Genomic DNA, 23,998 nt, shown 5'->3' on the forward strand with positions numbered 1-23,998 from the left:
GTGGCCACTCATTCTAATAAAAAATGGCCTCGAAATGCACTTTGATCCTCCTTTAAAGCAAGGAAAGCTAATAAAACGATACAAACGCTTTCTTGCTGATATCCATTTAAGCAACAAAGAACAGCTCACTATCCACTGCGCAAACACCGGGGCAATGACTGGTTGCGCCGACCCAGACTCTACCGTTTGGTACTCCACCTCTGACAATGCAAAGCGAAAATACCCTAATAGTTGGGAGCTAACGGAAACCGTCTCAGGTCATAAAATTTGCGTTAATACAGTTAGGGCTAATACTTTAGTTGTTGAAGCAATAGAAAATGGCATTGTTGAGGAGCTTAATGGTTATCAATCGTTGAGAACCGAGGTGAAGTATGGTCAAGAAAACAGCAGAATCGACATTTTATTACAAGATAGTGATCGCGCAGATTGCTACATTGAAGTAAAAAGTGTCACACTGCTTGATGATGCAAGCACCACCGGTCAGGGCTACTTTCCAGATGCACAAACCACAAGAGGACAAAAGCATTTGCGAGAGCTCACAGAAATGGTTCAAACCGGACATCGAGCTGTATTATTTTTCGCTGTTTTGCATTCAGGGATTGAAAAAGTGTCAGTGGCACACCATATAGATGCGAAATATTCACAATTACTCAAGCAAACAGAGGAAGCAGGGGTAGAGGTAATTTGTTACAAGGCAGCGTTTTTTGATAATGAAATTACGCTCTTATCGAAGGTCGATTTCAGCTAAAAGTGATTTCACTTCACATTGATAAGAACTTTAACAAACTTCATTTGCCACCAGCATTTCTTTTTGCTATAGATACCCGCCTTAAAATTAACTGTACGCACAGTTGACTAGGTGTAAGTAGGAGATGCTGCATGCCAGAAACTAAGAAAAAAGCGCTAGGCATCCTAGCCATTGCAGGTGTTGAACCATATCAAGAGAAAGCTGGTGAAGAATACATGTCACAAGCTCAAATGGATCACTTTACAAAAATTTTGAGCGCTTGGCGCAACCAACTTAGGGAAGAAGTTGATCGAACTGTGCACCACATGCAAGACGAAGCAGCTAACTTTCCTGATCCCGTTGACCGCGCTTCACAAGAAGAAGAGTTCAGTCTTGAACTTCGCAATCGTGACCGCGAACGTCGCTTAATCAAAAAGATTGAGAAGACACTAAACAAGATTGAAGAAGATGAGTTTGGCTTCTGTGAATCTTGTGGTATCGAAATCGGTATCCGTCGTTTAGAAGCTCGTCCTACTGCCGATTTATGTATCGACTGTAAGACTCTTGCAGAAATCAAAGAAAGACAAATGCAAGGCTAATAAGCGATAAGAAAAGGGAGCAAGCGCTCCCTTTTTTGATCCACTACTTCATACGAAACAAATACTATGTACATAGGTCGATTTGCCCCCTCTCCTTCAGGTCCACTCCATTTTGGTTCCTTAATTGCCGCTTTGGGAAGTTATTTCCAAGCCAAAAGCCATTCAGGCCAGTGGTTAGTTCGAATAGAAGACATTGATCCTCCTCGTGAAGTGGCTGGAGCAGCCTCGCTTATCTTAAAAACACTGGAAGCCTATCAATTGCACTGGGATGGTGATGTTCTTTATCAAAGTTCTCGGTTGGACGCTTATCAGGCTCAAATTGACCATTGGCTTCATCAAGGGCAAGCTTATTTATGTGAGTGCACCAGAAAGCAAATAAAAGCACTGGGTGGCTACTATCAAGGTACGTGTCGAGATAAAGCACTGAGTTCAAGCAATCAGTGCGCGGTCCGCCTCAAAATGCACCATCCGGTTGAATCCTTTATCGACCAACGATATGGCCAACTGGATATCCCTAAAGCGCTAGCTGAAGAAGACTTCATTATTAAGCGTCGTGACGGGTTGTTTGCCTACAACCTTGCGGTGGTGCTCGATGATATTTATCAGAACATCACCGAAGTCGTTCGCGGTGCTGATCTAATTGAACCGACAGGTCGTCAAATCAGCTTATATAAGACATTAGACGTGGAACCAGTGAGCTACCTGCATCTTCCGCTGGCAATTGATGATAATGGCAACAAGTTATCCAAACAAAATCATGCCACAGCTATTGATTTAGGCAATCCAAGACCCACATTACTCAATGCAATGCGTTTTCTTGGTTTCAACATTGATAGCCATATTGAAACAGAAAACATAGAGACTATCATCCAGTGGGGCGTGGAAAACTGGCAGCTTTTACAACTTCCAAATGAGCTCAAAATCAAACCACCATTCTCAAATGAGGCTCTCTAAGCTATCATAAGCGGCAAATTTCATGCGTCAGGCACGAAATGTACGCCAAAACCGCGTCATTTCGCGAACCTAAATTGCGTTAATATTATGAATAAAAAAGAAAATTCCCAAAAAGTTCAACCGGTCTATCACGAGTTTTCATTGCAGACTTATAGCCGAGACGAACACAACATCTCGCGCAAGCAGATCAGCGAAAATGCGTTAAAAGTCTTATATCGCCTTAATGGTGCAGGATATGACGCGTATCTCGTTGGCGGCGGCGTGCGCGATCTGCTGCTTGGAGAACAACCTAAAGATTTTGATATAGCCACTAACGCAACGCCAGAGCAGATCAAAAAACTATTTAGGAATTGTCGTCTCATTGGTCGACGTTTTCGTCTTGCACACATTATGTTCGGTCGCGATATTATTGAAGTCGCTACCTTCCGTGGACACCATCAAGAACAAGAGAAAAACGTTTCTCAACAGAGCAAAGAAGGCATGCTACTGCGCGACAATGTCTATGGTTCTATTGATGAAGATGCAGAACGTCGTGATTTCTCAATCAATGCGATGTATTACAACATCGGCGACTACTCCATTCACGACTATGCAGGTGGAATGGAAGATCTAGAAGATCGTTTAATTCGTCTTATCGGTGAGCCTGAAGTTCGCTACCGCGAAGATCCTGTTCGTATGCTGCGCGCTATACGCTTTGCTGCCAAATTAGATTTTGACATTGAAGAAGACACAGCAGCGCCGATTGAAGAACTTGCACCATTATTGCGTGATATCCCGTCTGCTCGCTTATATGAAGAGTCATTAAAGCTATTACAGTCTGGGTATGGGCTAGAAACCTATCACCTATTAAGGGAATACAATTTATTCCAACAATTGTTCCCAATCATAGCGCCGCACTTTACAGAAGAGTATTCTTCTCGCACTGAACAAGTCTTAGACTTGGTGTTGGACGCTACCGACGAGCGCATCGAAGAAGGTAAACGCGTAAACCCAGCGTTTATGTTTGCCGCCATGCTTTGGTACCCAATGATGGAATACGCCACTCGATTAATGTCAAAAGGCATGTCTGAGTACGACGCCATCATGGAAGCTAGCAATAGCATTCTCGATGAGCAAGTCAAATCGACAGCGATCCCGCGCCGTCATACCGCAACGATTCGCGAGATATGGCAACTGCAATTGCGACTGCCTCGTCGTTCAGGCAAGCGAGCTTACCGACTGATGGAGCTTAACAAGTTCCGAGCGGGCTTTGATTTCCTCGAAATGCGTGGCGAAATTGAAGGCGGTGAAGTGTCTGCTTTGGCAAAATGGTGGGCAACGTTCCAATCAGCGGGGCGTAATATGCGTCAAGCCATGGTCAATGACCTTGGTGGTTCAAGCTCTCGTTCTGGTTCTCGTCGCAGAAGAACACCGAAGAAATCTAAGAGCGCTGAGTAATGATTACTTGTTTTATAGCGATTGGCAGCAATCTGTCAGATCCCGTAGCTCAAGCTAACGAAGCGATTGAAGCACTTAAGCACTTACCAAAGAGTAAGCTCACGATTTGCTCCTCGCTTTATAGCAGTACACCAATGGGACCACAAAATCAGCCTGATTACATTAATGCTGTCGCGCAAATTTCTACCGAATTAACGCCACTTGAGCTCCTCGATTGCACGCAAGCGATCGAACTGGAACAAGGGCGTGTCCGTAAAGATGAGAGATGGGGCCCAAGAACTCTTGATCTCGATATTATTCTTTATGGCAATGAGGTGATCGATTCCGAGCGCCTAACCGTTCCTCATTATGGGATGAAAGAGAGAGAGTTTGTTCTCTATCCGCTTCTGGAAATCGCACCAAATTTACAACTCCCTGACGGGACTGAGCTCAAAACACTGGTGGACAATGTGTCACGTAATGGGCTCAGAGTTTGGCAATCGTAGCCAACCCCTAAGTAAGGATTAAAAATGAAAAAAATCACCATCAACGATCTTGTTAAATGGAAACAAGAAGGTCGTAAATTTGCAACGTCAACCGCGTATGATGCGAGCTTTGCAGGTTTATTTGAAAGCCAAGAAATGCCAGTTCTACTAGTGGGTGATTCACTAGGTATGGTGCTTCAAGGCCGCAACGACACACTTCCTGTAACAGTAGAAGACGTTGTTTATCATACTCGTAGTGTACGTGCAGGCAGCCCAAACTGTCTTCTTATGGCCGACATGCCTTTCATGAGCTATGCCACTCCAGAGCAAGCTTGTGAGAATGCGGCAAAGCTGATGCGTGCAGGCGCTAACATGGTTAAAATTGAAGGCAGTGATTGGCTCGTTGATACCGTAAGAATGCTGACTGAACGTGCTGTTCCAGTTTGTGCTCACCTAGGTTTAACGCCGCAAAGCGTCAATATTTTTGGTGGTTATAAAGTTCAAGGTCGCGATCAGAAGAATGCAGACAAAATGGTACGTGACGCACTGGCTCTTCAAGAAGCTGGCGCTCAAATCGTTCTATTGGAATGCGTTCCTCAAGAGCTCGCAAAACGTATCACAGAAGCGCTCGATGTCCCTGTTATTGGTATCGGTGCAGGTAACACTACTGATGGCCAAATCTTAGTGATGCATGACATGTTTGGTATTTCGGCGAACTACATGCCTAAGTTCTCGAAAAACTTCCTCGCAGAAACTGGTGATATGCGCAGTGCTGTCGCGAAGTACATCGCTGATGTGGAAAGCGGCGCTTTCCCTGATGACGCTCATACGATTGCCTAGGGGGAATCATGCAAACTTTAGCTGATATTGCTGAACTTAGAGAGCAAATTGCACTACTTAAGCGTGAACAGCGTCGAATTGCCTTTGTTCCTACGATGGGTAATTTGCACGAAGGCCATCTTACTTTAATGCGCAAAGCACGCGAACATGCTGATGTCGTCGTCGCGAGCATTTTTGTTAATCCGATGCAATTTGATCGTGCAGATGACTTAAACAACTATCCACGCACGCTTGACGAAGATATTGCGAAGTTGACGGCTGAAGGTGTCGACTTATTATTCACGCCAACACCAGAAGTTATGTACCCACAAGGCTTGGATAAACAGAGCTTTGTTGAGGTTCCAGGCATTTCTCACATGCTTGAAGGTGCTTCACGTCCAGGGCACTTTAGAGGCGTATCAACTATCGTCACTAAGCTGTTCAATATCGTTCAGCCAGACGTAGCTTGCTTTGGTGAAAAAGATTACCAGCAATTGGCGCTTATCCGTCAAATGGTGAGCGATCTTGCCATGAATATTGACATTGTCGGTGTCCCGACAGTGCGTGAGATGGATGGCTTGGCAATGAGCTCACGCAATGGCTATCTGACGATGGATGAACGTCAGCGTGCGCCTGTATTAGCAAAAACCATGCGTTGGATTAACAGTGCAATTCGCGGTGGTCGTGATGATTACGCTTCCATTGTTGAAGACGCAAGTGATCAATTGCGTGCAGCTGGTCTTCAGCCAGACGAAATTTTCATTCGTGACGCACACAGCTTGCAACCGATTAGCAGTGATTCAACGCACGCGGTTATTTTGATGTCGGCTTTCTTAGGAAAAGCGCGTCTAATTGACAACCAAGTCTTAGAATTACAGCAGCAACAAGCGGAAACCGAATCAGCAGAAGAAAGCTAGCACTGTAGTTTTTGTTGCTACAGAGCACACATTCATTGGATACAAAAAGGGGTCACTGTCATCAGTGACCCCTTTTCTATTATTGCGTATTAAACTCTAAACGATTGAATCTTACCATCGAGTTCCGTTGCGTTATTCTGCATCATTTCCGACGTTTCCAACAGCTCAGTAACTACCACAACCGATGCTTCAACCAGCTCTCTAACATTGGTCAGGTTTTGATTCATCTCTTCGGCAACGCTGCTTTGCTGACCCGCTGCTGTGGCAATTTGGAAGTTCATGTCATTAATCTGATTGACTTGATTCACAATGCCATCAAGCTCTACACCGGCGTTGGTGACAAGTTCTACACCGTCGGCCGCTTCGACCACGCTCTTTTCCATTAATTCAACCGCTGAATTGGCGCTTGATTGCAGTTGAGAAATCATCTCTTGGATTTCTACTGTCGCCTGCTGTGTGCGTTGAGCGAGATTGCGCACTTCATCCGCAACAACAGCAAAGCCTCGGCCTGCCTCTCCTGCACGTGCAGCTTCAATAGCGGCATTAAGCGCTAGAAGGTTAGTCTGCTCTGAAATACCTTGAATGGTGCCCACAACACTGCCGATTGACTCAACACGTTCTTCAACTTGGTTTACCGCTTGCGCAGAAGCTGCGATATCATCCGACAACTCACTCATTTTAGTCACAGTGCCTTGAACAAAACGTTGTCCTGTCGATGCCTGTCCTGAAGCTTGTTCTGTTAGCTGAGAAGCATTCTGAGCGTGATCTGCAACAGTCTGAACCGTTGAAGTCATTTCACTCATTGCCGTGGCAAGCTGATCGATTTCGTTAAACTCTTCTTGAGAAGACTCTTTGGTCTCAGACATGCTTAACGTCATCACTTCAGTGAGCGTCGCGAGTTCTTGAGAAGTAATCACTTGAGTCTTGATGATATCTTGCAGCTGAACACGAGTGCGTTCTAGCTCTCTAGCAACGTCACCGTACTCGTCTTTACAATCCATATTGACCGGTACGGTAAGATCTTTGTCCGCCATACGTTTGATAGCATCGCTAAGATATGTGGTTTGCTTTAACATCGTTTTAGCGGCGAATAACAAGAGCGCGACAAAAAGCACAATCATCAATGCTGTTTGCCAAACCACTTGAACTAAGTAGGCTTCATAATGCTGTTGCGCGACCTCTGCACTTTGCGTCGCAGCAAGCAATGAATCATAAAATGTACTGGCATCCCATAATTGCTTGCTAACCAACAGAACCGTACTAAATATCATTAACATCAACATCTTAGGAACTAAGCGCACGTCCGTTATTACACGCTCCCAAGGTTTAAATGCCAGTGTGGTCATTATCCGTTCTCCATTATTTATTATATAGTTAGGGTGTCTTTACCTAACTTTGATGCCAACGTCATTTACTTGTACGTTACCTTCGCTAAAGGAAATGGCACGCATGAGCCCAAGTTATTTATTTCGAGCCTCGTATGAAAGCAAATGATACCAAAACTGAAACTAAGCCTCTGAGTTTATTGTCACTTTTTCTGTCGTTTATGGCACTATTTGTGATCTCAGCCTTGTTGTTTGCGCCTATCAATAGCGATGAGCGTACCGTCCTTATCGGCCTAGACTTTATAATCTGTAGTTTATTTCTGCTGCAGCTTTTCATAGATCTGATCCGCTCCACAGATCGTCTGCAATTTATGAAAACCCACTGGATCGATTTTGTCGCTAGTGTACCTATGATCGAGCCGCTACGTTTTGCCAGAGTGTTTCATATCTTTCGAGTTATCTTGGTTATCCGTTCTGGTGAAGCCCTACTAAGACAACTGGCGCGAAATAAGCACGAAACCACCATTGCCTCTATTCTATTGCTACTGATCTTGCTGATAACCGCAGGTGCCGGGCTTATGCTCTGGGCGGAAGGGGATGATCCCGAAGCCAATATTCAGCATATCGGTGATGCCGTTTGGTGGGCTTTTGTTACCGTTTCAACGGTGGGTTATGGTGATCATTACCCTGTTACGGGTTTGGGGAAAGCGCTAGCTGGGGTAATTATCATCTGTGGTGTTGGTTTGTTTGGTATGACATCAGGTTTGATTACCTCGCTGCTTTCTTCACCAAGCTCAATGGATGAAAGGCGTTCTAAACATAAAGAAGTGATGCTACAGAAGGTATTAAACCAACAAGAAATCATCTTACATAAGCTAGAGAAAATCGAAAAGAAAATGGATTCACTGGACTCCAATAAATAACAAAAAAGAGGCAGCACGCCTCTTTTTTGTAGCAGTTAATTAGCCACTAATCCTGCCAGTAAGGCTGGGCTTCAATACTGATTTGTCGCGTTTGCTCCATCGCATGTAGTATGGAGCTCTCCTGGCGTTTCAACCAACGTTCTAGTTGCTGTTGTTCTTCGCCTTCTAATTTTGTGACTAAGCGCTCTAAAGGCTCCAACATCAGTAAGTCGTCGATTCCCTGAAGTAAATCAGCCCAAGGAAGCCGGAAACTATTGCGCTCATCCGTATTATAAAGGCTAGCAAAGCCAACACCGGTGTAGAGATTCCTCATCAAACGATATTGTTGGTCGATGTAATCCTGTCGAGTGAGAAGTTTCTCAGGCGGGAAAGCCTCAATCAATTCAGCCCAAGTGCGTGCAAGCTGTTTGATGGAAAACGGCTTAATATTTTGCGCCATCTTATCGCGAGCTTTGTCATCAAGAAACGGCTGCCAGCCTCGCGATAAAATCCAGCGACTTAAGTCTAGTAATAGACCTGCATAGCGTGCCGAGTGAATCAATTTCAGCATGTCTTCACGATCAGGTAGCTCTTGCTCCATTTCTTTGAGCTCAGCAACCAAATACTTTCTTGCATCCAGTTTTCTTAGAACATGCCCTTTATCTTCAAGTAACGTTTCGAAGTGATCATAACTCTTAAGCCAACTTAGCTCCTCTTCTAACCACTTCAATTCCTGTCGTACAATTGCACTAGCACGGCGAGGAACAATACCACCGTAAACAGTAAGAATCTGGCGAATAAAGCTTAGTGCATGACTAATTTCATGCAGCGCTTCTATGGACTCATGCTCAACGTAAATTTGCTCATGATAGTGCCAGTGAGCTAGAGCATGTTCGAGAGACTGGATAAAGCAGGTTTCAACATTATCGCTTTCTACTGTGTCGACTAGATCCATTGTCTTGACGGGATCACCTTCGTAATCCATTGCCAAGCGATAACCTCTCGCCGCTTTACTTAAGTTACCTAAACGAATACCACCGTCTTCAATAAATGAGCGAGCCAATGTGAATAGCGCATCGGTCTGACCTGATTTTAACTCCAGCTCCACTTCGCAAATGGGATAAGTTTTATCACCCGAAGAGACCACTCCTTGATCGAAGGCCACTTCCACTTGGCTACCATCAGCCATACCAATCAACCACTGTTCACGCGTAAAGTCTGTCGCAAAAATAGGTGTCAGTTCTGCTTGCAATACATCGATATCTTTTCCTTGAGGATAGATATCTACTGGATGAAGAGTGAGCAATGGAGAGTTGGAAGTGTGTTCTGCATTAAATTCTGGACGTTGGTGCAAACCTGCAACCACGCGTCCAGATGTTTTTACAGTTTGAACAAAAACATCATCAAAACGGCGAATTCTTAAGCCAATATCATGTTGGCGTAACCAGTTATCAGGAGTATCGAAGTAAGTGTTTCCTAACTCACGACAACTGTGCTGAAGTACTTTTGTTTCAGAAATTTTGTTACGTAAAGTTTCTGAAAATTCAGGAGAAACAAAAAACTTCAGTTCTATCTCGGTTTCCATAGTTTTACCTTTCGGGGACACTCACAACAGGATATGAGCAATCGATGCGTTCAGCAAGTGACAAATATCACCCAAATGATGATCTAAAACAGTTTAAATCAGACTTTTAATGGGTTACCATGCGCGCCTTTATAGCCATCGCTCAACATTTCACCATGAATTGGTGTATGTTTATTTCAGGTTATATTAATTAGGTTGAATGACCATGCCAGTAAATACAATTATGGGGTTATTTGCAAAGTCCCCTATTAAGCCTTTGCAGCGCCACGTAGTGTGCGTAACAGAATGTTGTTCTCATCTTATCAACTTCTTTGAGACTAGTGCTCAAGGCGATTGGGAGAAAGCAGCAGAGATCCGTGCGCAGATTTCTCACCTAGAGAAAGAGGCGGACGTACTTAAGCGTGAAATACGCTTAAAACTACCACGCGGTTTATTCATGCCTGTGGATCGTAGCGACATGCTTGAGCTACTTACACAGCAAGATAAGTTAGCGAACCTATCAAAAGACATTGCCGGTCGTGTATACGGTCGACAACTCGTCATTCCAGCTCCACTGCAAGAAAACTTCATCGCTTATGTAAAGCGTTGTCTTGATGCAGCTAACCAAGCTCAAAAAGTAATTAACGAGCTTGATGAACTGTTAGAGACTGGCTTTAAAGGCCGCGAAGTTACGCTTGTAGCAGAAATGATTCATCAGCTAGATATCATCGAAGATGACACTGATGCAATGCAGATCCAACTTCGTCAGCAATTGATGACGATTGAGCACGACATGAATCCAATTGATGTCATGTTCCTCTACAAGATTTTTGAATGGGTCGGCGGTATTGCAGATCAAGCACAGCGTGTAGGCGCTCGTCTTGAAGTGATGCTGTCTAGGTCTTAATCGAACGTTAACTAAGTAACAAAGAGCAAGGATGAATTAGGCGTTGAGCACAGACAATGCTTAAGAGTTTGCCCTGCGCCTAAAGAATTGCTCCGCTTGTTATGAAACAAAACTAGGTATTACAATGGATATTCTTGCAAACTACGGCACTATCCTAATTATTGTTGCAGCAGTATTCGGTTTCCTTATGGCAATCGGTATTGGTGCAAATGATGTTGCCAATGCAATGGGTACTTCTGTTGGCTCTAAAGCTCTAACAGTTAAGCAAGCGATCATCATCGCGATGATCTTTGAATTTGCTGGCGCATACCTTGCCGGCGGTGAAGTGACTGACACGATTCGTAAAGGTGTTATTGAAACGTCACTGTTCGCCCATCAACCTGACATTCTTGTCTACGGTATGATGTCCTCTCTACTTGCCGCTGGTACATGGCTGCTTCTAGCTTCTTACATGGGCTGGCCAGTATCAACGACACACTCAATCATCGGTGCCATCATTGGTTTCGCATGTGTGTCAGTCGGTACTGAAGCGGTAGACTGGGGATCAGTTAAAGGCATCGTAGGTAGCTGGGTTATTACCCCTGTTATTTCTGGCTTTTTTGCTTACGTAATATTTATCAGTGCACAACGACTGATATTTGATACTGAAAAACCACTGTTTAACGCAAAGCGCTTTGTGCCAGTTTACATGTTCATTACTACCATGGTTATCGCCCTAGTAACGATTAAAAAAGGTCTTAAGCACGTAGGTCTGCACCTAGAAGGTATGGAAGCGTGGTTCTGGGCTGCAGGTGTTTCTGCACTCGTTATGATCGGTGGTTACATCTATATCCAACGTAAGTTTGCTGACCGTGAGGAAGATCATGGTTTTAGCGGCGTTGAAGGTATCTTCAGTGTTCTAATGGTTATCACAGCTTGTGCAATGGCATTCGCACACGGTTCGAACGACGTAGCTAACGCAATTGGTCCACTGTCTGCGGTAGTATCTACCGTTGAACACATGGGCGAAATTACAGCGAAAAGCTCTATCGCTTGGTGGATTCTTCCATTAGGTGGTATCGGTATCGTTGTTGGTCTTGCAACAATGGGCCACAAAGTAATGGCGACTGTTGGTACGGGTATTACCGAACTAACACCAAGCCGTGGCTTTGCTGCACAGCTAGCAACAGCTTGTACGGTTGTTTTGGCTTCAGGTACAGGTCTTCCTATTTCGACCACGCAAACACTTGTAGGTGCGGTTTTAGGTGTTGGTTTTGCTCGCGGTATTGCTGCACTAAACTTAGGTGTTGTTCGTAACATCGTAGCTTCTTGGATTGTGACGTTACCAGCAGGTGCACTACTAGCGGTCGTATTCTTCTACGCTATGCAAGCCATCTTTGGTGCATAAGCACGATGTGCAATAAAGTCAGAGAGATGTGAAGCTCACGTCATATTTGACTCAAATTCAAATAAAGGGAGGCTTTGCCTCCCTTCTTTGTTGCACCCCGTTAAGAAACTTCATACTATTTGCCCATTCTTAAAAATTTACAAATTGAGAGTACGTCTCCGCGACCAAAGCGAACGATACTTTCTTGTTCATTCCCCATTGAAACACTTAAGGGACTTACTGTGAAAAAACTGATCTGCATGATCATGGTGTCATTACTGGCAGCCCCTGCTGCATTGGCGCAGGATCGTTATATTGCTGACAAGCTATTTACTTACATGCATTCTGGCCCTAGCAGCCAATATCGAATCATTGGCAGCATCAATGCTGGTGACAAAGTTCGACTACTCTCCACTAACAGAGAGAATGGTTACTCTCAAGTTCAAGATAGCCGTGGCCGCAAAGGCTGGGTTGAAACTAAGTATGTGACCACTCAAGAGAGCATGGCAGTGCGTCTTCCGCGTCTTGAGAAAGAACTGACTGAAGCGAAATCACTACTGGCTAACGCTCGTGAAACAGCGAACAGCGAAAAAGATGGTTTAGTGAGCTCTCTAGAAGCACGTAACAAGCAAATTGCTGAACTGGAGCAAAACTACTCAGATATAAGCTCGCAGCTAACCTCATCTCAAACTGAAATCCGTGAGCTGCGCGCAAAACTGGATACACAGAAAGAAGACCTACTGCTGCGCTACTTTATGTATGGCGGTGGTGTTGCTGGAGCAGGTCTGTTGTTTGGCTTGATTCTTCCACACATCATTCCTCGTCGTAAGAAGAGTCCAAACGGCTGGGCATAAGACAGTTCAGCATTACGCACAGACAAAAATACCGCCTCATTTGGCGGTATTTTTTTGTTCATGAGACGAAAAGTTTAATCGTCATCGAAATTGAACAGTGACTCCATATTCAATCCTTGTTTGATCAGGATATCGCGAAGTCGACGTAAGCCTTCAACTTGAATCTGTCTCACGCGTTCACGGGTCAGATTAATCTCACGTCCTACTTCTTCTAGTGTCGATGGCTCATAGCCGAGCAGACCGAAACGTCGTGCTAGTACTTCTTTCTGCTTAGGGTTTAGCTCGTCAAGCCAGTGAATCAGCGAAGACTTGATATCATCATCTTGAGTCGATACTTCAGGATCTGAATGCGTTGAGTCAGGAATAATATCTAGGAGTGCTTTTTCACCATCACCGCCAATCGGTGTATCTACTGAGCTAATACGTTCATTTAGACGTAGCATCTTAGACACATCACTGACTGGCTTATCAAGCTTCTGTGCAATCTCTTCTGCTGTAGGCTCATGGTCTAGCTTCTGTGATAACTCACGAGCAGTACGCAAATAGATATTGAGTTCTTTCACTACATGAATCGGAAGACGAATGGTGCGAGTCTGGTTCATTAACGCACGTTCAATCGTTTGTCGAATCCACCATGTGGCATAAGTAGAAAAACGGAAGCCTCGTTCTGGGTCAAACTTTTCGACTGCTCGAATCAAACCAAGGTTTCCTTCCTCAATAAGATCAAGCAGCGCCAGTCCACGATTGCTGTAACGTCGAGAGATCTTCACCACCAAACGTAGGTTACTTTCGATCATACGTTTACGAGCGGCTTCGTCACCCTTTAGGGCACGTCGCGCATACAGGACTTCTTCTTCCGCGGTAAGTAATGGAGAGAAACCAATTTCGCCTAAGTAAAGCTGAGTCGCATCCAGGCTTTTCGCCGATGCGTCATACATATCTTTATCTTCAGAAATGGATTCATCGTTGGTAAGTGCGTTTTCGACGATCTCCGTTGATTCCGTTTCAACGTCGAAGTTTTCATTTTTGGTTACTGCATTGCTGATACTCATAGCGCCTCCCCCTGGCGAGCTAGCAAAACATGACTACAAACTATGTCGCTAACCTTCTCTGATAACGTCAATCAAATTGCAAGTAGCTTTCGTATTGTAAATACGTATACGGTAATTACGGTAAGTAACGCTTAGGATTTACCGATTTACCTTGGTAACGAATTTCAAAGTGCAGTCTTACACTATTGGTTCCGGAGCTTCCCATTGTTGCGATTTTTTGTCCGGCTTTTACACTTTGTCCTTCTGATACCAATAACCGATCGTTATGTGCGTAGGCACTGAGGTAGTTATCGTTATGCTTAACAATAACCAAATTTCCATAACCTCTGAGTGCATTACCCGAATAAACCACGGTTCCTTTTGCAGTGGCAACAATCGCTTGGCCTCTCTGGCCTGCAATGTCGATACCTTTATTTCCTTGGTCCCCTGCAGAAAAGTTCTTTATTACACGTCCCTTGGTTGGCCATTGCCAGCTCGTTACTTTGCCGCTAGAGCTAGGTGGTGGCTTCGGCTTGGTTTGAGCAGTGCTCTGTTTTGCCGTATTGGGTTTTGTGTTATTAACATTTTGTTTACCTTTAGAGTCACCATACTCCTTTGTTTTTGATTGATCAACCTTCTTAGTGGCTGTTTTTTGACTATTTTGCGTTGATGAACTACCCGTCTTCGCTTTGGAGGATTGCGAGTTAGAAGACTTAGCTTTAGCGGTGGTAGAACCCGCGGCAGCTGTTGCAGTAGAAGCCGCAGCCACTTCCCCAGCACCAGAGCCAGCGTACGCAGGAGGAGTATAAACAGGTCGCCACAAATTGAGGCGCTGACCAGGATGAATGGTGTAAGGAGAACGAAGATTATTTAGTCGAATCAGTTCCTTAACGTCTTTATCCGTTTTGTAGGCGATGAAATAGAGGGTATCACCCTTTTGCACTTCGTAATAACTACCGCGATAGCTCCCTCGAGAGATATTATCGTACCTGCCTCCCAAATCTGAGACAGGTGCAGGCGAACGCCCAGCACACCCAACAAGTGCACTGGACAACATAATTACGGAACCCACGGCCTTCAAACGGCTTTGCATTTACGCTAATTCACCTGCAATCAAAGGAACAAACCTTACTAATTCAATAACTTCGGTATTAAAACTATCACCTTTTCGAGTGATTTTTAATAGTTGTTGTTCATCATCACCAACAGGAATTACAAGTCGCCCACCTTCTGTGAGCTGAGACAGTAAAGCGTCAGGGACTGTCGCCGCTGCAGCTGTCACAATAATCGCATCAAAAGGACCTTTTGCTTTCCATCCTTGCCAACCATCACCATGTTTAGTCGAGACATTGTAAATATCGAGTCTCTTTAGGCGACGTTTAGCATCCCATTGAAGAGATTTGATTCTTTCTACCGAGAAGACGTGCTCAACTATTTGAGCTAAAACTGCAGTTTGGTAGCCAGAACCCGTTCCTATCTCGAGTACTTTAGTTTCTCTTGATAGCTCTAAAAGCTCGGTCATTTTGGCAACAATATAAGGTTGAGATATCGTTTGACCAGCGCCAATAGGCAACGCATTGTTATCATACGCTTGATGTATCATCGCTTGAGACACGAACTGTTCTCTGGGTACAGATTGAATCGCTTCTAATACTGCACCATTGGTAATGCCATGCCCTTTGATAAACTCAACGAGTCGTTCCGCTTGCGGATTCATTACCTTAATCTCTCCCTGCTATCCAACGTTCCATTGCACCAATTGATTCATGTGCGGTCAAATCCACCTGAAGTGGAGTAATGGAAATATGGCCATGCTCTATTGCATAGAAATCCGTTCCTATACCCGCATCTTGCTCTTTCCCCGGAGGACCTAGCCAATAGATATCATGACCACGTGGGTCCTTCTGTTTAATCATACTCTCAGCATGATGGCGCGCGCCTAATCGAGTCACCTCAACCTGACCTAATTGCGCTAATGGAAAATCTGGAATATTGATATTCAACAAGCGATTAGTTGGGACTCTTTGCTTAAGATGTCGCTCCACAAACTGACGAGCGATAATCGCCGCAGCGGTAAAGTTCTGTTTGCCTACCAAACTAAATGCAATGGATTGAACTCCAAGAAAGTGCCCTTCCATAGCTGCGGCAACCGTTCCGGAATACAGAACATCGTCACCAAGGTTTGCGCCATGATTAATACCAGATAGCACGAGATCGGGCAGGTCATCTTTCATCAACTCATTAAGTGCAAAATGCACACAGTCCGTAGGTGTGCCTTGCACAGAGTACACACCCGGCTCAATTTGATTAACGCGCAGAGGCTGTTCTAGCGTCAATGAGTTGGAGGCACCAGATCGGTTGCGATCTGGTGCAACAATGGTTACTTGCGCAATATCACTAAGTTCTTTCGCTAGTGCTCGAATGCCTTCGGCATGCACCCCATCATCATTGCTGATTAAAATGCTAAGTTTTTTACTCATATCCATGTGTTTAGAATTGTCGTTCCACTTCTTCTATTTGAGCCAGCTCTCGTAAGATTGATGTTGCAAAGCTACCTGAGTCTAAAAAGAAAGAAAGCGTCACGGCATCATCTTCTAGCTGACTTTTTAATGATTCAGGCTTCAGTAAGATAGCTCGGCGATCGTGTCGCATACGATTACCACGAATCAGCATCATGAGGTCAGGCTCTTGATCTACCGCGCTTTGCTCAAGTGTTAAAGCATCTTGCTCTGTCGGCAGTGCGTTATCACCAGCTAGCGCAGCGGTAATCACGCCATTATCGTCCAGAATATCACCCGCGATTGCACTCTCGAAACACTGAGCTTCGATGCGCTTAGAGACAATCTCGTTGAAAATCCAAGAGCGAGCCGCCGACAAATATAGGCTGCGCTTATTTTGGTTACGAGTTCGTACATTTTCACGTCCCCAACGTCTTGCTTCGGTGACATTACCGCCATCTCTACCAAATCGTTGCTGACCAAAATAGTTAGGAACACCACTTGCTTCGACTTGCTCTAATCTCGCGCTCAATTCCGTTATATCAGAAACATCCGTAAGACGAATATCAAACTCGTTCCCAGCCAAATCACCAGGCCTTAACTTCTTGTTATGCCAGTCAGTTGCTACTATCTCAATACTAGGATATTGCTTATGAAAGTCGGCAAAGTCAGGAACATTCTTTTTCGGTAGATGCACACTCAACCACTGTTCTGTCACGGCATGTCTGTCTTTAAGACCAGCCCAACCTATATCTTTGGACTTGACCCCGCAAAACCTCGCCAGTTCGTTGGCAACAAAGCTGGTATTCTCACCATTTTTGCGAACGCGTAGCATCAAATGCTCGCCTTCTCCTGTGAACTCATAGCCAAGTACTTCGCTAACCACAAAATCTTCATTGGTCGCTTTAAATTTGGCCGTCGTGGTCGGCTTACCGTATAGGTAGGCTAAGTGTTGTAAAACATCAGTCATCATCGCTGCCTATTAAGACGTAATTTTGCTAATCAATACCACTGCTTCAGTGGCAATTCCTTCTTTACGTCCTGTAAAGCCTAATCTTTCAGTTGTCGTTGCCTTCACATTGACGTTACCAATATCGGTATCTAAGTCTTGTGCAATGACTTGGCACATGCTGTCAATGTGAGGGGCCATTTTAGGTGCTTGCGCCATGATGGTGATATCCGCATTAACCAGTTCGTAGCCTTTCGCTTTCACTTTACTGTACACATCACGAAGTAGAGCGCGACTATCCGCTCCTTCCCACTCGGCATCAGTATCTGGAAAGTGACGACCAATATCTCCTGCGGCGATAGCCCCAAGCAAGGCATCACATAAAGCGTGAAGTGCAACATCACCATCAGAGTGTGCGATCAGTCCTTGCTCGTAAGGGATGGCCACGCCGCCAATGATTACAGGACCTTCGCCACCAAACTTATGAACGTCAAAGCCATGGCCTATTCTCATTGTTGTACTTCCTCTTTCATTAAATAAAACTCAGCCAGAGCTAAATCTTCTGGCCTAGTAATTTTGATGTTGTCTCCACGCCCTTCAACTAGCAATGGAGAAAGCCCAGTCCACTCAATAGCAGACGCTTCATCGGTAATAGAAACCCCTTCCTCTAGCGCATTAGTAAGTGCACTATGAAGTAGCTCTACTTTGAACATTTGTGGCGTCAACGCATGCCACAAACCCACTCGCTCTACAGTATGGTCAATACCATTAACGTCATCGGCTCGCTTCATGGTGTCTTTCACGGGCGAAGCTAAAATTCCGCCAACCGGGTGCACGGACACTTCATAAATCAGCTTGCTGATGTCTGCCAAGGTGATACAAGGGCGAGCGGCATCATGAACCAAACACCACGCATTAGGAATACGCTGTTTAACGTAGTCGATGGCAGCGAGTACCGAGTCTGCACGCTCATTACCACCAGCGACACGCACTACTGGCTTTTCCGATAAAAATGACAGTCCAGAATAATAAGGGTCATTTTCACTAACAGCGACAATGACGCTCTCGACACTTGGATGTGACAGTAACTTATCAACCGTATGCTCTAAGATGGTTTTGTCATTAATCTTAAGGTATTGCTTAGGGAGGTCAGCTTGCATACGACTGCCCACGCCAGCAGCTGGCACAATAGCAATGATAGGATGGTGTTCAGGGATCATTGGTTGTCCTCACCTATGATGCGATAGAAAGTCTCTCCGTCTTGAATCATTCCTAGTTCATGTCGTGCCCTTTCTTCAATGGCATCAAGCCCTTGTCGAAGGTCATCAATCTCCGCAAACATCTCGTTATTACGTGTCTGTAGGTTTTGATTCACTTGCTGTTGCACTTGGATTTCTGATTCAACTTGATTGAAGTCGACGATACCGTTTTTTCCAAACCAGAGAGTATATTGCAACCAAGAAAAAACAACTAACAACACTAGGGTAAAGATACGCATAAACTGGCACGTTCCATCGAAAAAATCTGCTCTTTATATAGCACAGTTTACACCTTGAAATAAGCGAAGAGAAAGCCTTGTTCTCGACTAAGGTGAAAAGTAAGTGCCTACTCGCCCTAATGACTGGCTTGAAGAGACCATTCGGCAAGTGTCATTTTTAGGTTATTTGACATCAATACCTGCTGGTTGAATTGAATTCCGATTAACGAACCCACTCCATGCTTTTTAATACTAGCTATTTCGAAGGTAATTCCTGCGGGTAAAAAACGATTCAGCTCACAATCTATTTTTACCTCTAGCCCTTTACAAAAATCATGTTCTGAAGCGATAAAAATACCACAACCAGACAACGAGAAATCCACCATTGTTGCTTCGGTTTGCGCTTTACCAACAGAAAGAGAGCAAGGAATTGCAAGCTTATAACGCGAATGCTCTCTAATGGGCTTAGATACGAAGTTGTTGGGAGGTGAAAGATAAATCTGTTTACTAGGCACACTAGAATCGGCAATGCACTGACAAGTAAACGCCACTACATGTCCGTACCCCGTATCCGTCAACCCCCTGACAATCACCTCTTTTTCTCTCAAGGCACAAATCGTCTCTTGCTCCAGTTCTTGCGCATCCACAACCAAATAGTCATCAAATTTAAAGCCGATTAAAGACGCAGGTAGCCCTTTGAGCGGCTCTTCACCTGTAACAGAAAGACTGAGTTTCATACCTGTTTTAAGGTAACGATAACATTCATATTGTTTTTTTTGTCCCCATTCCACTGACGCTATCCTTTTGTTTACCAACAAATTAATTACACCTCATTTACCTGTTTGATGCAATCCATCAGCCTAAATTTCAAAAGATACAGATTGTTACATTTAGCAATATTGCAAATGATAATAAATAGCATTAGCATTCACTTCGCTACTAATATGATGTCATATACCAATAATAAACTATTCAATTTGCCTCGATTTTTACGAGCAAGGAAAGCCCAGAATGAAATTTCAAGTGACCACACTTTGCAGTGCCGTGGTACTCGCACTTAACACCTCTCCAGCATTTGCCGAACAAAACAAATCGAGTGTGGATGAAACACTCGTCGTACATGCGCAAAGCTTTGATGACTATAAAGTTGACAGTGCTTCAGGTGCTATGCGCACCGATGCCTCTATGTTAGAAACCCCTCAATCTGTAAACGTGATTCCTGAGATTGTTTTGGATGAACAACTGGCAACCACATTAGGTGAAGCGTTGCAAAACGATGCTAGTGTCAGCGCAGGCTCACAGAAATGGAATAGAGAAACGTTCTACTTACGTGGATTTGAGCTGTCATCAACCAATGGCTACTTGCGCAATGGTCACTCACTATTCACTCACTACATGTTGCCAATTGAAACCTTAGATCGCATTGAGGTCATAAAGGGTCCATCCAGCCTTTTATACGGTAACTCAGCGCCAGGCGGCATGATTAATATGGTGTCAAAAAAGCCGACTGCGACTCCAAAAGTCAACGTAGGTGCAGATTTTGACGATCTAGGGAGCACGCGCTATCACGTTGATGCATCGGGAAAATTGAATGAATCAGGGACACTTCGTGGTCGTACTGTCTTAGTAAAACAAGACAGTGTTGAAAGTAGAAAGTACGCAACGGGTGATAACCGAGAACGCGATCGTTTTCTAGGTTATGGCGTCATTGAAGCTGATCTTTACGACTGGGGTCTACTCTCTTTCAACTACGAAAAGACTCAAGATAATGCACCGATCGACTCAGGCTCTTGGTTGGACCTAAATGGTAATCGAATTGGCAATAAAGAAACCATCAGAGACGCTCACTGGTCATTCATCAACAACGATGTAGAAAACTTTGGAGCTGATCTTAATCTGTATATCAATACACAATGGGAAGCCAAACTAAGCTACAACTTACAGGACATGAAGCGTCATCGCTATGATTCGATGCCGACACCAGACTCTAATACGCTCGTTGATGGCAGTTACACCATGAGCCCATTTGATCGTCATGATCATTGGAAAACTCAAGCTTTCCACGCAGATCTTCACGGTAACTTCACTGCTCTCAATGTGGATCACCAAGTCTTGATCGGTACAAATGGCCAGTTCTATGACTATGCGCAGCAGCGAGTGAAAGGCAGCTCAATTAGTGTGCAACCTGGTGAGAACCCTGCAAACCCAGGGCTAGACTATAACAATGCCACGTCTACTTATGAGAGTAACAACCACTTCTACGGTTTTTATGCTCAAGATTTGATCACTTTCAATGACCAGTGGCAAGCACTTGTAGGTGGTCGATATGACATGTACTTTGCCGATGGTACCAACTCAAAAGATGAAGTTGTAAGCGGTGCAAATGACAGTCAATCCTTCTCTCCAAAAGCAGGCTTGATATTCCATCCAAGCTATAATGGTAGCATTTACGCTAACTACTCTGAGAGCTTCAACCCAGTATCTAACGTGGTTAATGATGACAACTCTATTACCGAGCGTGTACCTGAGAAAAGCCGTCAGTACGAGTTGGGCACAAAATGGGAGCTAATGGATAATCGTTTACTGCTTACTGGTGCTATATTCGATATTGAGAAAAAGAACATCAGTATCAAAGAGAATGGAATCACGACACAAAACGGTACTCAGCGCCACCAAGGCGTAGAAGCTGGTGCACAAGGTCAAATCGCCGATAAATGGTTTGTGATGGCAACCGGTATGTACTTAGATGCAAACTTCGACAAACATGATAAATACCAAGATAAACGTCCAGCCAACGTTCCAGAGTGGAGTGGCTCTGCATGGACTCGCTATGCGATGACTGACTCGACGGCATTTAACCTTGGTATGTTCTATCAAGGTGAGCGCTGGGCTGATAATGCTAACACCGTCAAACTGGATGGTTACGTGCGCTTTGATGCCGGCGCATCACACAAAATTAAGAGCGATTATGTCGTGTGGGATTTCCGATTCAATATCGAAAACCTCTTTGATAAAGAGTATGTTGCTGGCACAGGTGGTGGTGGCGAATATACCACTAAATCAGGTAGCTCGACAGGCGTGATCAACGATGTTCATTTCGGAAATGAACGCCGATTCAAACTGTCCGTGAACGCAACATTCTAAACTAACTAAATCGAGCCCAGCGACCTCATCGCTGGGCTTTTTCTTCTCACTGTCTCATATCCCTCTAATTCGATGTCACGATTTTGACATCAACACGTCATCCATCTTCCATCTGCTGTTCGCCATTTTGACATATCAACGTCATAGCATTTTAACCACATTAATTTGGCTTATGTTCAGAGGTTGTCATGGAAACTACCAGTCCTTTTCGTCTGCCGCGCAGGTCTCCACTAGGCCTAGCGGAAAACGTTACTGAGTGGGCTACTGGCCTGTCAGTTTTAGACCGATTATACGCTCAACGTCCTGCAGATTGTGATACCGAGACTTTCTTGCGTTTCACGTTGGATATCCTAGGTATTGATTATCGCATCGAAGCAGGCAGTAGTGAGACGATACCTAAAACTGGAGCAACCATCATCGTAGCTAATCATCCTCTGGGTTGTGTTGAAGGCGTCATCTTGGCTGAGGTGCTACTGCAGATTCGCAAGGACGTGAAAATTCTTGCCAATGAATTTCTTAAACTGGTTCCGGAGCTGGAGCCTTTGTTCATCGGCGTAGATGTGTTCAACGGAACCAATGCACATCGATCTAACGCCAGAGCATTGCGACAAGCCAACCAGCATTTAGAACTTGGCGGCCTTCTGCTTGTATTTCCTGCAGGCGAAGTGTCACAACTGGTTGACAGAAAATCGCTTCAACTGGAGGATAAGCAGTGGAGCCGCTCCGTAAGTACCCTTATCAAAAGAAATCAGGCAACAACGGTGCCAGTGCATATCGGCGGCGTTAACTCCAAACACTTCTACTTGGCAGGAAAGGTCCACCCGATGCTAAGAACTGCTATGTTAGGTCGCGAGCTTCTCAATAAAAAGAACACCGCCATCCGAATTTCAATTGGCAACAAAATCAAGTTTAAAGAAGTGAGTTCGCTAGACAGCCAGCAGCTTGTTAGTTATCTGCGCCTTAATACCTATTTGCTCAATCAGCAACATCCTGAAAGAAACCATAGCTCGCTTTCTTCTCATCAACGTGATCAAGCCATAGCCTCAGAAACTCACCTCAGCGAACTGCTTGAGGACATCGAACTCCTCCCTCAAGAGCACTTACTCCTTACTAGCGGTGAGTTTGAGGTTTACTGTACCTCCATGGATTACATTCCTGCGGTGATGCGAGAAATTGGACGAATAAGGGAAATAAACTTTCGACAAGTTGGAGAAGGAACGGGGCAATCTTTAGACATCGATCAGTTTGATCAGCTCTATCAACATCTATTTGTTTGGGACAAAGAAAAACAAAAGTTGGTCGGCGCTTATCGTCTAGGTCTCGTTGACGAGCTCATTAAGCAAGGGGATATACGCGCCCTATACTCTCGCACCCTGTTTAACTTCGAGCACTCCTTCTTAAATACAATGGGCAAATCCATTGAAATGGGACGCAGTGTCGTCGCTGAAGAATACCAAAAAAGCATGAGCGCGCTACTACTGCTGTGGAAAGGTATTGCGGAATTTGTACGTCGACATCCCAACTACACTCATCTATTTGGTCCGGTGAGTATTAGCAATGACTATAGCGACATCGCTCGCCAGCTCCTCACCGACACAATGACCTTGCACCATTACGATAATGACAGTGCACGATATGTAAGTGCGTCTAATCCTCCTAAACAAAATCGCCATAGACAGTGGTGCCCTCAAACACTGAGTGCTCTAGCGGACGTTCAACTGTTATCGCGCGTTATCTCAAGACTGGACACTGGAAAAAGCGTACCGGTCTTATTACGACAATACCTAAACTTAAACGGCAAGTTGGTCTGTTTTAACGTCGCCCCCAATTTCAATGACGCATTGGATGGTTTGATCGTCGTCGATCTCACCTCGGTACCTCACAAATCCTTAGCTCGCTATATGGGATCTGAATACGCTAAACAGTATCTAAACAAGCACAATGCTCTGTCCATTTAGTGCCTACGTTACCTTCTTCAAAGCAGCTTAGGCTGCTTTATCCTCTCTCAAACCGTCTCATCCTTGAGAACTAAGTCATTCTTTTACAATAACTATCAACAAGAGG

The 23,998-nt window shown here is 44.6% G+C and carries 24 protein-coding genes; 13 read left to right on the forward strand and 11 right to left on the reverse strand.

All coding sequences use genetic code 11. The annotated features are described in order from the left end of the window. Nucleotides 1-34 precede the first annotated feature (34 nt). The 7 genes from sfsA (at nt 35) to panC (ending at nt 5,917) form a co-directional block, all read left to right on the forward strand. The gene (sfsA, locus tag L2W36_RS12335; RefSeq protein WP_236110178.1) at nt 35-748 is read left to right on the forward strand and encodes a DNA/RNA nuclease SfsA; all 714 of its coding nucleotides are present in this window, start codon (nt 35-37) and stop codon (nt 746-748) included. Nucleotides 749-879: 131 nt separating this feature from the next. Beyond that, nucleotides 880-1,326, forward strand: a complete 447-nt coding sequence (gene dksA, locus L2W36_RS12340; protein WP_006072667.1) for an RNA polymerase-binding protein DksA — start codon at nt 880-882, stop codon at nt 1,324-1,326. Between the two features lie 66 nt (nt 1,327-1,392). Beyond that, on the forward strand, nt 1,393-2,280 hold the full coding sequence (gene gluQRS / locus L2W36_RS12345) for a tRNA glutamyl-Q(34) synthetase GluQRS (protein WP_038224019.1): 888 nt from the start codon (nt 1,393-1,395) through the stop codon (nt 2,278-2,280). Between the two features lie 87 nt (nt 2,281-2,367). Next, complete coding sequence (pcnB, locus tag L2W36_RS12350; RefSeq protein WP_236110179.1) at nt 2,368-3,717, forward strand: polynucleotide adenylyltransferase PcnB; 1,350 nt, start codon at nt 2,368-2,370, stop codon at nt 3,715-3,717. Beyond that, nucleotides 3,717-4,202, forward strand: a complete 486-nt coding sequence (gene folK, locus L2W36_RS12355; RefSeq protein ID WP_107307026.1) for a 2-amino-4-hydroxy-6-hydroxymethyldihydropteridine diphosphokinase — start codon at nt 3,717-3,719, stop codon at nt 4,200-4,202. The genes pcnB and folK overlap by 1 nt, the downstream gene beginning before the upstream one ends. A 24-nt stretch (nt 4,203-4,226) precedes the next feature. Continuing rightward, nucleotides 4,227-5,021 carry a 3-methyl-2-oxobutanoate hydroxymethyltransferase gene (gene panB, locus L2W36_RS12360; RefSeq protein WP_006072660.1) on the forward strand — a complete coding sequence of 265 codons (795 nt, stop codon included), beginning with the start codon at nt 4,227-4,229 and terminating at the stop codon, nt 5,019-5,021. Between the two features lie 8 nt (nt 5,022-5,029). Next, nucleotides 5,030-5,917 carry a pantoate--beta-alanine ligase gene (panC, locus tag L2W36_RS12365; protein WP_038224025.1) on the forward strand — a complete coding sequence of 296 codons (888 nt, stop codon included), beginning with the start codon at nt 5,030-5,032 and terminating at the stop codon, nt 5,915-5,917. An 89-nt stretch (nt 5,918-6,006) separates the two neighbouring features. Here the strand turns inward: panC and L2W36_RS12370 are convergent, their stop codons facing one another. Further along, the gene (locus L2W36_RS12370; protein WP_236110180.1) at nt 6,007-7,263 is read right to left on the reverse strand and encodes a methyl-accepting chemotaxis protein; all 1,257 of its coding nucleotides are present in this window, start codon (nt 7,261-7,263) and stop codon (nt 6,007-6,009) included. Nucleotides 7,264-7,397: 134 nt separating this feature from the next. Between L2W36_RS12370 and L2W36_RS12375 the strand changes: the two genes are divergently transcribed. Then, entirely contained in the window at nt 7,398-8,165 is a 768-nt protein-coding gene (locus tag L2W36_RS12375; protein ID WP_038224029.1) for a potassium channel family protein, read from the forward strand. Between the two features lie 46 nt (nt 8,166-8,211). On the opposite strand, the gene L2W36_RS12380 is transcribed toward L2W36_RS12375, so the two are convergent. Then, entirely contained in the window at nt 8,212-9,729 is a 1,518-nt protein-coding gene (locus tag L2W36_RS12380) for a CYTH and CHAD domain-containing protein (protein ID WP_171393349.1), read from the reverse strand. A gap of 205 nt (nt 9,730-9,934) precedes the next feature. Between L2W36_RS12380 and L2W36_RS12385 the strand changes: the two genes are divergently transcribed. From L2W36_RS12385 to L2W36_RS12395, 3 genes are all read left to right on the forward strand, one after another. Next, complete coding sequence (locus L2W36_RS12385; protein ID WP_038222611.1) at nt 9,935-10,615, forward strand: TIGR00153 family protein; 681 nt, start codon at nt 9,935-9,937, stop codon at nt 10,613-10,615. A gap of 124 nt (nt 10,616-10,739) precedes the next feature. Next, entirely contained in the window at nt 10,740-12,002 is a 1,263-nt protein-coding gene (locus L2W36_RS12390) for an inorganic phosphate transporter (RefSeq protein ID WP_038224033.1), read from the forward strand. A gap of 221 nt (nt 12,003-12,223) precedes the next feature. Continuing rightward, nucleotides 12,224-12,835: a TIGR04211 family SH3 domain-containing protein gene (locus L2W36_RS12395; protein WP_006072646.1), complete on the forward strand. Its 612-nt coding sequence runs from the start codon at nt 12,224-12,226 to the stop codon at nt 12,833-12,835. A gap of 74 nt (nt 12,836-12,909) precedes the next feature. Here the strand turns inward: L2W36_RS12395 and rpoS are convergent, their stop codons facing one another. From rpoS to L2W36_RS12440, 9 genes are all read right to left on the reverse strand, one after another. After that, on the reverse strand, nt 12,910-13,887 hold the full coding sequence (rpoS, locus tag L2W36_RS12400) for an RNA polymerase sigma factor RpoS (protein WP_006072644.1): 978 nt from the start codon (nt 13,885-13,887) through the stop codon (nt 12,910-12,912). 115 nt (nt 13,888-14,002) lie between these two features. Beyond that, on the reverse strand, nt 14,003-14,959 hold the full coding sequence (gene nlpD / locus L2W36_RS12405) for a murein hydrolase activator NlpD (RefSeq protein ID WP_236110181.1): 957 nt from the start codon (nt 14,957-14,959) through the stop codon (nt 14,003-14,005). After that, nucleotides 14,960-15,583 (reverse strand): protein-L-isoaspartate(D-aspartate) O-methyltransferase, encoded by a 624-nt coding sequence (locus tag L2W36_RS12410; protein ID WP_006072640.1) that lies wholly within the window; start codon nt 15,581-15,583, stop codon nt 14,960-14,962. It abuts the gene before it with no gap. Between the two features lie 4 nt (nt 15,584-15,587). Continuing rightward, nucleotides 15,588-16,352: a 5'/3'-nucleotidase SurE gene (surE, locus tag L2W36_RS12415; protein ID WP_006072638.1), complete on the reverse strand. Its 765-nt coding sequence runs from the start codon at nt 16,350-16,352 to the stop codon at nt 15,588-15,590. 4 nt (nt 16,353-16,356) lie between these two features. Beyond that, nucleotides 16,357-17,334, reverse strand: coding sequence for a tRNA pseudouridine(13) synthase TruD (truD, locus tag L2W36_RS12420; RefSeq protein ID WP_236110182.1), 978 nt, complete (start codon nt 17,332-17,334; stop codon nt 16,357-16,359). 12 nt (nt 17,335-17,346) lie between these two features. Then, on the reverse strand, nt 17,347-17,826 hold the full coding sequence (gene ispF, locus L2W36_RS12425; protein WP_006072635.1) for a 2-C-methyl-D-erythritol 2,4-cyclodiphosphate synthase: 480 nt from the start codon (nt 17,824-17,826) through the stop codon (nt 17,347-17,349). Beyond that, on the reverse strand, nt 17,823-18,533 hold the full coding sequence (gene ispD / locus L2W36_RS12430; RefSeq protein WP_236110183.1) for a 2-C-methyl-D-erythritol 4-phosphate cytidylyltransferase: 711 nt from the start codon (nt 18,531-18,533) through the stop codon (nt 17,823-17,825). Before ispD ends, ispF begins: the two co-directional genes overlap by 4 nt. Then, nucleotides 18,530-18,811, reverse strand: a complete 282-nt coding sequence (ftsB, locus tag L2W36_RS12435; protein ID WP_006072631.1) for a cell division protein FtsB — start codon at nt 18,809-18,811, stop codon at nt 18,530-18,532. Before ftsB ends, ispD begins: the two co-directional genes overlap by 4 nt. Before the next feature lie 116 nt (nt 18,812-18,927). Beyond that, nucleotides 18,928-19,581 carry a PilZ domain-containing protein gene (locus tag L2W36_RS12440; protein WP_124940257.1) on the reverse strand — a complete coding sequence of 218 codons (654 nt, stop codon included), beginning with the start codon at nt 19,579-19,581 and terminating at the stop codon, nt 18,928-18,930. 220 nt (nt 19,582-19,801) lie between these two features. Between L2W36_RS12440 and L2W36_RS12445 the strand changes: the two genes are divergently transcribed. Both L2W36_RS12445 and L2W36_RS12450 read left to right on the forward strand, forming a co-directional pair. After that, nucleotides 19,802-21,934, forward strand: a complete 2,133-nt coding sequence (locus tag L2W36_RS12445; RefSeq protein ID WP_236110184.1) for a TonB-dependent siderophore receptor — start codon at nt 19,802-19,804, stop codon at nt 21,932-21,934. Between the two features lie 188 nt (nt 21,935-22,122). Beyond that, complete coding sequence (locus tag L2W36_RS12450) at nt 22,123-23,892, forward strand: lysophospholipid acyltransferase family protein (protein ID WP_236110185.1); 1,770 nt, start codon at nt 22,123-22,125, stop codon at nt 23,890-23,892. Nucleotides 23,893-23,998 lie beyond the last annotated feature (106 nt).

The sequence above is a fragment of the Vibrio sp. McD22-P3 genome, from assembly GCF_021568915.1.
GTDB classification, from domain to species: domain Bacteria; phylum Pseudomonadota; class Gammaproteobacteria; order Enterobacterales; family Vibrionaceae; genus Vibrio; species Vibrio mediterranei.

Excerpts from the sequence above, each read along its gene's own strand:
- nlpD (WP_236110181.1), bottom strand. The coding sequence starts at position 14,959 with ATGCAAAGCCGTTTGAAGGCCGTGGGTTCCGTAATTATGTTGTCCAGT.
- gluQRS (WP_038224019.1), top strand. The coding sequence starts at position 1,393 with ATGTACATAGGTCGATTTGCCCCCTCTCCTTCAGGTCCACTCCATTTT.
- ftsB (WP_006072631.1), bottom strand. The coding sequence starts at position 18,811 with ATGCGTATCTTTACCCTAGTGTTGTTAGTTGTTTTTTCTTGGTTGCAA.
- L2W36_RS12410 (WP_006072640.1), bottom strand. The coding sequence starts at position 15,583 with ATGAATCCGCAAGCGGAACGACTCGTTGAGTTTATCAAAGGGCATGGC.
- rpoS (WP_006072644.1), bottom strand. The coding sequence starts at position 13,887 with ATGAGTATCAGCAATGCAGTAACCAAAAATGAAAACTTCGACGTTGAA.
- L2W36_RS12370 (WP_236110180.1), bottom strand. The coding sequence starts at position 7,263 with ATGACCACACTGGCATTTAAACCTTGGGAGCGTGTAATAACGGACGTG.
- panC (WP_038224025.1), top strand. The coding sequence starts at position 5,030 with ATGCAAACTTTAGCTGATATTGCTGAACTTAGAGAGCAAATTGCACTA.
- L2W36_RS12385 (WP_038222611.1), top strand. The coding sequence starts at position 9,935 with ATGCCAGTAAATACAATTATGGGGTTATTTGCAAAGTCCCCTATTAAG.
- truD (WP_236110182.1), bottom strand. The coding sequence starts at position 17,334 with ATGACTGATGTTTTACAACACTTAGCCTACCTATACGGTAAGCCGACC.
- L2W36_RS12450 (WP_236110185.1), top strand. The coding sequence starts at position 22,123 with ATGGAAACTACCAGTCCTTTTCGTCTGCCGCGCAGGTCTCCACTAGGC.
- sfsA (WP_236110178.1), top strand. The coding sequence starts at position 35 with ATGCACTTTGATCCTCCTTTAAAGCAAGGAAAGCTAATAAAACGATAC.
- folK (WP_107307026.1), top strand. The coding sequence starts at position 3,717 with ATGATTACTTGTTTTATAGCGATTGGCAGCAATCTGTCAGATCCCGTA.
- surE (WP_006072638.1), bottom strand. The coding sequence starts at position 16,352 with ATGGATATGAGTAAAAAACTTAGCATTTTAATCAGCAATGATGATGGG.
- L2W36_RS12390 (WP_038224033.1), top strand. The coding sequence starts at position 10,740 with ATGGATATTCTTGCAAACTACGGCACTATCCTAATTATTGTTGCAGCA.
- ispF (WP_006072635.1), bottom strand. The coding sequence starts at position 17,826 with ATGAGAATAGGCCATGGCTTTGACGTTCATAAGTTTGGTGGCGAAGGT.
- L2W36_RS12380 (WP_171393349.1), bottom strand. The coding sequence starts at position 9,729 with ATGGAAACCGAGATAGAACTGAAGTTTTTTGTTTCTCCTGAATTTTCA.
- L2W36_RS12375 (WP_038224029.1), top strand. The coding sequence starts at position 7,398 with ATGAAAGCAAATGATACCAAAACTGAAACTAAGCCTCTGAGTTTATTG.
- ispD (WP_236110183.1), bottom strand. The coding sequence starts at position 18,533 with ATGATCCCTGAACACCATCCTATCATTGCTATTGTGCCAGCTGCTGGC.
- panB (WP_006072660.1), top strand. The coding sequence starts at position 4,227 with ATGAAAAAAATCACCATCAACGATCTTGTTAAATGGAAACAAGAAGGT.
- dksA (WP_006072667.1), top strand. The coding sequence starts at position 880 with ATGCCAGAAACTAAGAAAAAAGCGCTAGGCATCCTAGCCATTGCAGGT.
- L2W36_RS12445 (WP_236110184.1), top strand. The coding sequence starts at position 19,802 with ATGAAATTTCAAGTGACCACACTTTGCAGTGCCGTGGTACTCGCACTT.
- pcnB (WP_236110179.1), top strand. The coding sequence starts at position 2,368 with ATGAATAAAAAAGAAAATTCCCAAAAAGTTCAACCGGTCTATCACGAG.